The following is a 10015-nucleotide window of genomic DNA, read 5'->3' on the forward strand; positions in this document are numbered from 1 at the left end:
TCATGCCGGCACCCTTCTGGGGAGGCGTGAAGCTCTTGAAGATGTTGGTGGGAGAACCCTTGAGGCCGATGGTGGTGGCGTCAATCAGGGGATCGTCCTTCAGTGCCTCGTAGTCATAGGTGGTCAGGGGCTTGCCATAGGCCTCGAACACACCGCCGACGCTCATATAGCGGGGAGTGTTCAGCTCCTTGATGCAGGTGATCAGGCAGGGAGTGTGGACCTTGATGGTCATGTAGCCGTCCTCCAGCATCCGCTTGACGGTGATGGTGTCGCCGTCCTTCTGGATGTCGGCGGCATAGGTCACCTGGGGCAGGTGCAGCTTCTCGGCGATCTGGGGACCCACCTGAGCGGTATCACCGTCGATGGCCTGACGGCCGCACATGACGATGTCGTCCTTCTCCACGCCGATCTTGTTGATGGCAGCGGCCAGGATCTGAGAGGTTGCGTAAGTATCGGAACCGCCGAACTCACGGGCGGAAACCAGGACAGCCTCATCGGCGCCCATAGCCAGAGCCTCACGCAGCATGCCGGCGGCAGGAGCGGGGCCCATGGTCACCACGATGACCTTGCAGCCGGTGGCGTCCTTGATCTCCAGGGCGGCCTCCAGGGCGTTCATGTCATCGGGGTTGGTGATAGTCTGCATGGATGCACGGTTCAGGGTACCGTCGGGATTGACTGCCACCTTACCGGAGGTATCGGGTACCTGCTTAATAGAAACAATGATCTTCATTTTAACCTTTACCTCCTATCTTACTTCACGCCCAGGTGGCTGGAAATGACCATGCGCTGAACCTCGGAAGTGCCCTCATAGATCTCAGTGATCTTGGCGTCGCGCATCATGCGCTCCACGGGATACTCACGGGTGTAGCCATAGCCGCCGAAGAGCTGGACGGCGCGGCGGGTGACATCGGAAGCAGCCTCAGCCGCAAAGAGCTTAGCCATGGAAGCGTCCATGGAGTAATCCTCATGGAGCTGCTTCTTGCAGGCAGCGGCATACACCAGGTACTGGGCAGCCTGCATACGGCAGTGCATATCGGCCAGCTGGAACTGGGTGTTCTGGAACTGGCTCAGGCGCTTGCCGAACTGGACACGCTCCTTGGTGTACTTGATGGCCTCGTTGACAGCACCCTCGCCCAGGCCCAGAGCCTGTGCGGCGATGCCGATACGGCCGCCGTCCAGGGTCTGCATGGCGATCTTGAAGCCCTTGCCTTCCTTGCCCAGCAGGTTCTCCTTGGGAACGATGCAGTCCTCAAAGATCAGGTCGCAGGTGGAGGAGCCGCGGATACCCATCTTCTTCTCGTGCTTGCCGGTGGAGAATCCGGGGAAGCCCTTCTCCACGATGAAAGCGGAGATACCGTGGTTGCCCTTGGTCTTGTCGGTCATGGCGAAGACAACGAAGGTATCGGCCACGTTGCCGTTGGTGATGAAGCACTTGGAGCCATTGAGCACATAGTGATCACCCTCCAGCACAGCAGTGGTCTGCTGGCCGGAAGCATCGGTACCGGCGTTGGGCTCGGTCAGGCCGAAAGCGCCGATCTTGCGGCCGGAGAGCAGGTCGGGCAGATACTTGCGCTTCTGCTCCTCAGTGCCGTTTTCAAAAATGGGGGCGCAGCACAAAGACGTATGAGCAGACACGATGACTGCGGTGGTGCCGCAGACCTTGGCCAACTCCTCCACGCACATGGCGTAGGAGAGCACGTCGCCGCCGGCTCCGCCATACTCCTTGGGGAAGTAGATGCCCATCATCCCCAGCTTGGCCATCTTCTCGACGGTCTCCATGGGGAAGCGCTCTTCTTCGTCGATCTCCTCGGCCAAGGGCTTGACCTCGTTCTCGGCGAATTCGCGGTACATCTTGCGGAGCATCTGCTGCTCATTTGTCAGATGAAAATCCATACAAAATTACTCCTTTTCTTTCTGGGGTTTATGCCAGGTTATTTGGAATAGTCATAGAAGCCCTTGCCGGTCTTCTTGCCCAGCAGGCCGCCGCGGACCATCTTGCGCAGCAGCAGCGCGGGACGGTACTTGGAGTCGCCGGTCTCGTTGTACAGGGTCTCCATAATGGCCAGGCACACATCCAGGCCGATGAAGTCGCCCAGAGCCAGGGGGCCCATGGGATGGTTAGCGCCCAGCATCATGGCCTTGTCGATGTCAGCCACGGAAGCAACGCCGGTCTCCACCAGGCCGATGGCCTCGTTGATCATGGGGATGAGGATCTTGTTGACCACGAAGCCGGGAGCCTCGGCAACCTCAACGGGATCCTTGCCGATCTCCTGAGAGAGCTTGTAGACGAAGTCAAAGGTCTCCTGAGTGGTATTGGCGCCCCGGATGATCTCCACCAGCTTCATGCTGGGGACGGGATTGAAGAAGTGCATGCCGATCACGGGGTGCTTCAGGCCGTTGCCCATCTCGGTGATGGACAGAGAAGAGGTGTTGGAAGCGAAGATGGCATCGGGCTTGCACATGGCGTCCAGCTCAGCCAGGAGCTCCTTCTTGGTGGCCATGTCTTCCTTGACGCACTCGATGATGAGATCGGCGTCAGCGCAGGCGGACTTCTCCTCCACCAGCACGTTGGCCAGCAGAGCATCCACAGCCTCCTGGGTCATCTTGCCCTTGGCCACGCGCTTGGCAAGGGACGCGGCCAGCTTATCCTTGTGCTTCTGAGCGGAAGCAACGGAGCTGGCATACATCAGAGCCGTATGGCCCTTCGCCGCGAACACCTGAGCGATGCCGCTGCCCATGGTACCTGCGCCAAAAATAGCAACTTTCATGATCGTTCCTCCTGTTATTATAATTGTGTCATCCTCATATCTGCTTCACAGTAACCGGTCCGACCATCGGACCATGGGGGAAAAACGAGCAAATTACGACATTGCTAATTTACTCACAATGTTTATTATAGGGGCCTGCCTGCGAATTATCAAGTCCAATTTTCGCTCCTACGGCCCCTTTTTTGCTTTTTTACACTTCATACAAAATACTCGTTAAAATTTATACAATTTTGTTAATCGCTTAACATGCTCCCCCCTGATGCCCCCATCCTTTCTGTTGGTCATCCATTTACACCGCCTCTTTCCTGTGGTACAATAACCGCACATACCACAAGCTCTTGTGGAATTTTTTGACCCTCTTGGAGGTTTTTATATGCGGATGCGCAAAAAGAAGAATCTGATCCCCCGGATGGAGCGGTGCAGTGACCGTCTGATCCGGGATCCTTATGATCACCGGGGCCATTGGCGGGAACTGATGCCCCAGGCCCGGGAGCTGCGGCTGGAACTGGGCTGCGGCAAGGGACGCTTTACCGCGGGAACTGCCGCTGCAGAGCCGGATGTGCTGTTCCTGGCGGTAGAGATGGTGCCGGACGCCATGGTTGTGGCCATGGAGCGGTGCGTGAAAGCGGGCCTCACCAATGTCTTTTTTGTGGACGCCAATGCCGATCAGCTGCCCTATTTCTTCGCTCCCGGTGAGGTGGACCGGATCTATATCAACTTCTGTGATCCCTGGCCCAGCAAGCGTCACGCCAAGCGGCGCCTGACTCACGGGAATTTTCTGCGTCTATACCGTCAGGTGCTGAAAGAGGGGGGACAGATCCACTTCAAGACGGACAACCAGCCTCTCTTTGAGTTTTCCGTGGAGGAACTTCCCCGCTTTGGCTTTGAACTCTCGGAAGTCACCCGGAACCTCCATGAAAGCGGGCCGGTGGGCGTCATGACGGACTATGAGGCGAAGTTTTACGAGCTTGGACAACCCATCAACCGTCTGGTGGGCACCATGGTACCTTGGGTGGAGCCCTTCCCCACCGACATCAAAACCGTAAAGAACCGCTGGCTGGACACCTTTGCCGACGGTGTGTCCGAGGAGGATCTGGGCAAACGGGTACTGGCGGAGGGGAATTTTCTCTGGCATCTCTTCTCCTGGAAGCTGGTTCCCTGCCTGGAGGGTGAGGAGGCCCGAAAGGCGCTGGCGGAGCACGCCAGTGAGGAACTATACTTATTTTATTATGAGTATCCCCCGGCGGACATACCTCTGGTGCGTCCGGTAACGCTGGAGGAATTGGCGGCTCTGCCCACAGATCAGGGCGCCGTTCCCGGTGCCGATTGGTACGTGGTGGATCAGGATTTCACCTGGACCTATGCCCAAACCCACGAGGACGGCTGCGGCCCTTATTTCTGCAAGCCCTCCAAAGCATAAACAAACCGCCCCCTGCCAAACTGTTGGCAGGGGGCGGTTTTGTCGGTGCTGGGATGTTATCATTCCGTCAGGAGATAAAAACCAGCGCCCCGAAGGTTCGGAGCGCTGGTTTGATGCATGTGGGAAACGGGATCAGGCCTTCTTGGCAATCTCGGTGAGCTGGGTGAACGCAGCGGGATCGCTGATGGCCATCTCAGAGAGCATCTTGCGGTTGATCTCGATGCCAGCGACCTTCAGGCCGTGCATGAAGCTGGAGTAGTTCATGCCGTTCATCTTGCAGGCGGCGGAGATCCGGGTGATCCACAGGGAGCGGAAGTCACGCTTCTTCAGCCGACGGCCGGTGTAAGCGTAGCTCAGGGACTTCATGACAGCCTGGTTGGCAACACGGAAGTGCTTGGACTTGGAACCCCAGTAGCCCTTGGCCATCTTCAGAACTTTATTTCTTCTCTTGCGCGTCATCATCGCGCCCTTGACTCTAGCCATTGTAAATATCCTCCTATTCTAAACGTCTCGTATCTTACTTGTAAGGGATCATCTTGCGGACGGCGTCCACATTGGTGGCGTCGGCATAGCCGCCGGCACGCAGGCGACGAGTACGCTTGGTGTCCTTCTTGGTGAGGATGTGGCTCTTGAAAGCCTTGGCGCGCTTGACCTTGCCGGTCTTGGTGAGGTTGAATCTCTTCTTGGCACCGCTATGGGTCTTCAGCTTAGGCATAATGGTAGCTCCTTCCGTGTATTGAAAAATCAGATTACTTTCCAGCCTTGGGAGAGAGGAAGATAGACATCATCCGGCCCTCCAGCTTTGCGGGTTTATCCAGGTTCGCGGTCTCGGCGCACTGGGCGGCAAACTTATCCAGCAGGTCGCGGCCGATGTCGGTATGGGCCATCTCACGGCCCCGGAAACGGACGGAGACCTTGACCCGGTTGCCGTCGGCGATGAACTTCAGGGCGTTTTTGAGCTTGGTGTTGAAATCGCCCACGTCAATGCCCGGAGACATCCGGATCTCCTTGATCTCCACCACATGCTGATTCTTTCTGGCTTCCTTCTCCCGCTTGCTCTGCTCGAAGCGGAACTTTCCGTAGTTCATCAGCTTGCACACAGGCGGCACGGCCTGGGGAGAAATCTTCACCAGATCCAGACCCTTTTCATCGGCGATCCGCAGAGCCTCCGACGGGGCCATGATACCCAGCTGTTCGCCGTCATCGCCGATCAGGCGGATCTCCTTGTCGCGGATATCCTCGTTGAGTTCATGCACTAACTTAGCTATGGTCAAAGCACCTCCGTTCTAAAAATCACAAAACGCGGACACCGATCTGGCATCCGCGCAACAACAAACCACCTTGCGGCGGTCTGATCACAACGTTGTTGACCTCTTTGCCTGAAGCGGGAGGTGAGGCGGATGCAACCGGCCTTCTTTGTTTTTGCTCGACTATTGTATCAGTAAGATGGCTGTTTGTCAAGGGAAAAATCCCAAAAAATCATGTATATTCTCCCTGATCCCGGCAAGAATAACCGCTGTACCCAATCGCTGAAAGGAGGGATTCCATGAGCGAGCGTGAGAACAGCCGCAAAACGGAGCAGCAGAATGCTACCCGCGAGAGCAGCAAGAACCAGAAGGAACAGCGGGGCACCAGCAACCAGAAGAACCAGAAGGAAAACTGCAGATGACCCGGAAAAGGGCGGCATCATCCAGATGCCGCCCTTTTCCTATCGCCCCGCAGTCCGGTCCCTCATATCGCGGAATTACGGGCAGCCGTGATCTGACAAAAGGGCCCCGTCTCGGTTAAAAACCTGAAGAACATAAACGAATTCATCCTGGGGCCAGGAATTTTGCTGTAAAGCTTCCTGCCGCTCTTGTTCCCATTCCGTCACACCCTCCGGCAGGGTAAACCGCCACACCCCCGGCGCTGCCTGGACGCCTTGTGCTTGAAATTGGGCCACTGGCGTACCATCCGCTCCCAGAATGGCCCAGGACAGCTCTGCCGACGCTGCCTCTTGCGGCGCTCCCATAGCCAGCATCCAAGGCCCCTCCCGGCTGGGCAGCACCAGGACGCCGCCGTCAGCGCCCACCAGATCTGTATAGCCCTCATAGGGCCAGGCGGTGTATCGCAATGTCCAGAAACAATCCCCGTTTTGCAGGTAAGCCACCCGCCGCTTCTCCTGCCCATCCCGGAGCCAGGGCTCATCATAGAGGACGGTTACATCCCCCACCAGATTTTCCCGGGCAGTCTCCCGCAGCAGCATCTCATAGGTCAGCGCCGGTGTGCCGGAGAGCACCCATACCAGCCACAGCGCCAGAGCGGACGCCAGCAGATTCCGAAGGATCCGCCATTTCCGGTTGGCGTATGTTCTCCTCCGCCTCATGGCTCCGCCTCCTCCCAATAAAGCCGCATGGTCCAGTCCCCGGCGGGATAGCTCAGCTCCATCCACTCCGCCTGCCGGACTTCCCCTGCGGAGAATTTCAGCATGACATACCAGCCCCCCAGATCCGCACTGCTGACGGTGTGGGTCTTCCCTGCGTGGCCGAACCAAGGCTCTCTGTTATCAGGATAATAGGCGCTGAACCACTCCGAAGTCATTTTGCTGGGCCGTCCGCTGAGGCCCACGCTCTGATTGTGCAGCACCGTCCCGTCGCTGAGAGTCAGAATCAAATCATCCCGGACGTCCTCCGGACAACCGTACCAGAAGTGCTCCGGCTCCAGCCGCAGCAGGCATTGGCCCTGCCAGAACTGATCCTGATATCCCCACCAGCAGCCCTTCACCACGGACAGCGTATAGTCCTCCCCTATTGGGACGGTCTCCCCGGTCAGAGCGCCCCGCACTTCATAGACCTCTCGGCCCGCCTCCTGATTGATTGTCTGATAGGGAGACAGCTCCTCCTGGTACATTCCCAAATCCTCCGGCGGAAAGAACGTATTTTTTGCCCGGTGGAGCCACTGCCCCATCGGTTCCGCCCCCAGGAACAGGGCCGTCACCAGTGTCAAAATCAGCACCGCCCGGCTGGCCACCCACAGCCAGCCTAACCAGGGCTTATGGACCCGGTCCAGAGCCCTGCCGATTTCCTCCGGATCTCCCATGGCATCCAACGCCTGCTGCTCTGCCAGTTTCCATGGGTAGTCCAGCCGCTCCAGGTCCCGGACATGATCCTCGTAGTGGGCGGTCAATTCCTTTTCGATGTCTTTTCGATCCGGCCAGAAGCGCACTTGTGCCAGTACCGTAGCCCGCCAGGCCCGAAAGTTTTCCATGTGCCTACCTCCCGGAATATCCGTGCATTTCTCCTTCTCTTACGGGAACTCCTCATACACCCGCTCCTCAATGTGCTTTCCGTCAGCGTCGTATAGGCGCAGGGTCGTGGAGTCGCCTGAAAACCAGCCCCTGAACAGCTGATTCTCCTGCTGAGCCAAGAGGCTCTCCTTCTCCGGCAGGGTCTTGCGCATCAGGGAAAAGGTAAAGCAGTTGTTCTCCTCCCGCTCTCCCCGGATCAAATAGGTCCCCACAAACTGCACCTCCGGCAGGCTCGCCGTTACTTCCAGTTCCGCAGAGGCGACTCCTTCCAGCCGTCCCACCAGGGTAAATACCGGGTAGCTATACAAGTTCTCCCGCCGTCCAGACCTGTCACACTTCAGGGAATACCACTCCCCCACTTTCTCCTGCTTCGTATTGGTCAGGCAAAAGCCAAGAGGGGTCCGTTCATAATAGACATTCAGAATCCGATCTCCCGTCCAGGCATAGAGGGTGCCGTCCCTCCTGCACAGAGGCTGGGAAGTTCCCGGGACGATCAGATGCTGACGCTCCGCTCGGCGGAGCAGCCCTGACTGCGTCCAGCAAGGGAAATCCAGCATCCATGCTGTCAGGAACAGGGCCAGGGCTATCACTGTAAAATTGCGGAGAATCCTCTGTTTTCGGTTCAGTCGTGGAATCCTCATTTCCCATCCTCCCACTCCAGGCGGAAGGTAAAGCCCTCTCCGCTCTCACAGGTCAGTTCCAGCCACTGAGGACGAAATCCATTCTGGAAATAAATGGTCACCCAATAAGTTTCGTAGAAGGGTGTTTTCTCCTGGGGACCGACCTGTATGTAGCCGCCCCAGCGGGCGCGCCGCTCCTCTACGGTATAGTCAAAGTATTCCATAGAGCTGGTGTACTGCCCCGCCTCATCATCCACAGCCGACATCTGCCGGAGTGCCGGAGCCGGGCCGCCATCCCAGAATCGCCCATCCTCCACAGTCAGCAGTATGGAGGCCGCATAGTAAGGACCGTCATTTCCATCTCCCCACAAAGCGGCATAGGGAACGGAAATATGATATCCACAGCGGTCCACGCTGCCTCCTGCGGTCACCGCCTCCCGGGTCCAGGCGGCTGTGGGATCATAGTGAAATCCATCCGGCTCATATTCATCCATCTCATCCGGCTTCTCCGGAAAGCGGAGATCCTCCGCCACATTCTGCCAGTAGCCGGTGGCATATACCAGCACCAGCGCTAGGCACACCGTCACAGCCACCTGGCTGACCATCCACAACCAGCCCAGCCATGGCTGATGAACCCGGTCCAAGGCCTTGCCCACGATCTCCGGGTCCCCCATGGCATCCAATGCCCGCTGTCGCGCCAGCTCCGTGGGATATTCCAGCCGCTCCAGATCCTGGACATGATCCTCGTAGTGAGCGGTCAGCTCCTGGGCAATAGACTCCCGATCCGGCTTGAATCGCACCTGGGCCAACGCTGTAGCCTGCCAACTGCGAAAATCATTCATTGACTGTACCTCCCCGCCAAACAAGCCTCGACTATCTATGTTTAGTATTGCATAGATAGTCGAGGCTTGTCAAGTGAGTCTTCTATTTTTCCGGCAGCAGGGGCGAATACATCATAATGGCGTCATTGGCAAAGAGGAACTCCTCCCTCAGCAGCGTTCCATCCAAATCAAATACTCGACGAAACAACTCGTTGTGGCGGATATATCCTCCCCAAGAGGCCTGATCCATCCTGGCATTGCGCTCCAGGATCTCATACTGAACTTTCTGCGGAACCTCTGCCCGCCATTCTCCCTCCAGGTGGGTTTCCCCCACCCGCACGCATAACTGGAAACACTGATCCGTATCATTGCGGATCATAAGATCCCGGTGGGGATAGGCACAGGTCGCACCGCTGCCAAAGGGCTGGGTGCGGTTACTGTCCGGAAAGACATCGTGGGAATGGCGGTAGCGCTCCACCACGGTCAGCGGGGTATGCAGGGTCATCCAGAAAATCAGGTTGGATAACTGACACAGCCCCCCTCCCACATCGGAGCCGATCCGGCCAAGGAACAGCACCATACCCTCACGATATCCTTTTTTGCGGGAGGGTTTCCCAATCAAACGCCAATAACTGAATGTCTCCCCCGGACGAAGCACTACTCCGTTTAACCGCGCAGCAGCCAACTGCAGATTGACGACTTTGTTTTTCTGCAGTTCCATCTCCTCCCCGCGCAAATGTCGATAGAGCGGCGTAGCGTGAGAGGTTTGTATATACGGCAGGGATACGCTCTGACGTTGGGAGGCCCAATGGTATCGAGGAGAACACCATAGTAAATAGCGCTTCCCAGCATAATAGGCTTTTCCCAGCCGCAGGCGCAGCCAGCTGCGGGGGATTGGAGGCCGAAGCTGGCGGTTTTTGGGATCTACCATTATAATTCCTCCTTTTGGGCCAGCATAGCACATATCGGCTTCACAAATCCTCTCAAATAAGCAACAAATAAAAAAGAAGCGAGAGCCCAAAGGCTCTCGCTTGTGGTGTTGGCGCTACCTATCTTCCCGGGCCGTCGCCAGCCAAGTATTGTGGGCAGAAACGAGCTTA

13 protein-coding genes are annotated in these 10015 nt (G+C 57.3%); 2 read left to right on the forward strand and 11 right to left on the reverse strand.

The annotated features are described in order from the left end of the window. The 3 genes from ACT67G_RS11100 to ACT67G_RS11110 form a co-directional block, all read right to left on the reverse strand. The coding region (locus tag ACT67G_RS11100; RefSeq protein WP_443664278.1) for an electron transfer flavoprotein subunit beta at positions 1-730 on the reverse strand (730 nt) is incomplete at its 3' end. A gap of 20 nt (positions 731-750) precedes the next feature. Continuing rightward, positions 751-1893 carry an acyl-CoA dehydrogenase gene (locus ACT67G_RS11105; protein WP_325248025.1) on the reverse strand — a complete coding sequence of 381 codons (1143 nt, stop codon included), beginning with the start codon at positions 1891-1893 and terminating at the stop codon, positions 751-753. Between the two features lie 38 nt (positions 1894-1931). Further along, positions 1932-2771, reverse strand: coding sequence for a 3-hydroxyacyl-CoA dehydrogenase family protein (locus tag ACT67G_RS11110; protein ID WP_443664285.1), 840 nt, complete (start codon positions 2769-2771; stop codon positions 1932-1934). Positions 2772-3141: 370 nt separating this feature from the next. Between ACT67G_RS11110 and trmB the strand changes: the two genes are divergently transcribed. Further along, on the forward strand, positions 3142-4188 hold the full coding sequence (trmB, locus tag ACT67G_RS11115; protein ID WP_443664279.1) for a tRNA (guanosine(46)-N7)-methyltransferase TrmB: 1047 nt from the start codon (positions 3142-3144) through the stop codon (positions 4186-4188). 132 nt (positions 4189-4320) lie between these two features. On the opposite strand, the gene rplT is transcribed toward trmB, so the two are convergent. From rplT to infC, 3 genes are read right to left on the reverse strand one after another with little or no spacing between them, the layout of a single operon-like run. Then, positions 4321-4671, reverse strand: a complete 351-nt coding sequence (gene rplT, locus ACT67G_RS11120; RefSeq protein ID WP_295585668.1) for a 50S ribosomal protein L20 — start codon at positions 4669-4671, stop codon at positions 4321-4323. A 34-nt stretch (positions 4672-4705) separates the two neighbouring features. Beyond that, positions 4706-4903 carry a 50S ribosomal protein L35 gene (gene rpmI, locus ACT67G_RS11125; RefSeq protein ID WP_016323576.1) on the reverse strand — a complete coding sequence of 66 codons (198 nt, stop codon included), beginning with the start codon at positions 4901-4903 and terminating at the stop codon, positions 4706-4708. Positions 4904-4937: 34 nt separating this feature from the next. After that, complete coding sequence (gene infC / locus ACT67G_RS11130) at positions 4938-5462, reverse strand: translation initiation factor IF-3 (RefSeq protein WP_325248032.1); 525 nt, start codon at positions 5460-5462, stop codon at positions 4938-4940. Positions 5463-5734: 272 nt separating this feature from the next. Between infC and ACT67G_RS11135 the strand changes: the two genes are divergently transcribed. Further along, the gene (locus tag ACT67G_RS11135) at positions 5735-5857 is read left to right on the forward strand and encodes a hypothetical protein (protein ID WP_325248034.1); all 123 of its coding nucleotides are present in this window, start codon (positions 5735-5737) and stop codon (positions 5855-5857) included. A gap of 75 nt (positions 5858-5932) precedes the next feature. Here ACT67G_RS11135 and ACT67G_RS11140 read toward each other — a convergent pair whose 3' ends face one another. The 5 genes from ACT67G_RS11140 to ACT67G_RS11160 all read right to left on the reverse strand — a co-directional run bounded on the left by ACT67G_RS11140 (position 5933) and on the right by ACT67G_RS11160 (position 9846). Beyond that, positions 5933-6553: a hypothetical protein gene (locus tag ACT67G_RS11140; protein ID WP_443664280.1), complete on the reverse strand. Its 621-nt coding sequence runs from the start codon at positions 6551-6553 to the stop codon at positions 5933-5935. After that, a complete protein-coding gene (locus ACT67G_RS11145; RefSeq protein ID WP_443664281.1) occupies positions 6550-7434 on the reverse strand; it encodes a permease prefix domain 1-containing protein in 885 nt (294 codons plus the stop codon). Before ACT67G_RS11145 ends, ACT67G_RS11140 begins: the two co-directional genes overlap by 4 nt. Before the next feature lie 39 nt (positions 7435-7473). After that, a complete protein-coding gene (locus ACT67G_RS11150) occupies positions 7474-8115 on the reverse strand; it encodes a hypothetical protein (RefSeq protein WP_443664282.1) in 642 nt (213 codons plus the stop codon). Next, positions 8112-8936, reverse strand: coding sequence for a permease prefix domain 1-containing protein (locus tag ACT67G_RS11155; protein WP_443664283.1), 825 nt, complete (start codon positions 8934-8936; stop codon positions 8112-8114). Before ACT67G_RS11155 ends, ACT67G_RS11150 begins: the two co-directional genes overlap by 4 nt. Before the next feature lie 82 nt (positions 8937-9018). Continuing rightward, entirely contained in the window at positions 9019-9846 is an 828-nt protein-coding gene (locus ACT67G_RS11160) for a VanW family protein (RefSeq protein WP_443664284.1), read from the reverse strand. Positions 9847-10015: the final 169 nt, after the last annotated feature.

Origin of the sequence: Dysosmobacter sp. (assembly GCF_052306735.1) — a bacterium.
GTDB lineage: Bacteria > Bacillota > Clostridia > Oscillospirales > Oscillospiraceae > Oscillibacter.

Excerpts from the sequence above, each read along its gene's own strand:
- ACT67G_RS11105 (WP_325248025.1), bottom strand. The coding sequence starts at position 1,893 with ATGGATTTTCATCTGACAAATGAGCAGCAGATGCTCCGCAAGATGTAC.
- trmB (WP_443664279.1), top strand. The coding sequence starts at position 3,142 with ATGCGGATGCGCAAAAAGAAGAATCTGATCCCCCGGATGGAGCGGTGC.
- rplT (WP_295585668.1), bottom strand. The coding sequence starts at position 4,671 with ATGGCTAGAGTCAAGGGCGCGATGATGACGCGCAAGAGAAGAAATAAA.
- rpmI (WP_016323576.1), bottom strand. The coding sequence starts at position 4,903 with ATGCCTAAGCTGAAGACCCATAGCGGTGCCAAGAAGAGATTCAACCTC.
- ACT67G_RS11135 (WP_325248034.1), top strand. The coding sequence starts at position 5,735 with ATGAGCGAGCGTGAGAACAGCCGCAAAACGGAGCAGCAGAATGCTACC.
- ACT67G_RS11140 (WP_443664280.1), bottom strand. The coding sequence starts at position 6,553 with ATGAGGCGGAGGAGAACATACGCCAACCGGAAATGGCGGATCCTTCGG.
- ACT67G_RS11145 (WP_443664281.1), bottom strand. The coding sequence starts at position 7,434 with ATGGAAAACTTTCGGGCCTGGCGGGCTACGGTACTGGCACAAGTGCGC.
- ACT67G_RS11150 (WP_443664282.1), bottom strand. The coding sequence starts at position 8,115 with ATGAGGATTCCACGACTGAACCGAAAACAGAGGATTCTCCGCAATTTT.
- ACT67G_RS11155 (WP_443664283.1), bottom strand. The coding sequence starts at position 8,936 with ATGAATGATTTTCGCAGTTGGCAGGCTACAGCGTTGGCCCAGGTGCGA.
- ACT67G_RS11160 (WP_443664284.1), bottom strand. The coding sequence starts at position 9,846 with ATGGTAGATCCCAAAAACCGCCAGCTTCGGCCTCCAATCCCCCGCAGC.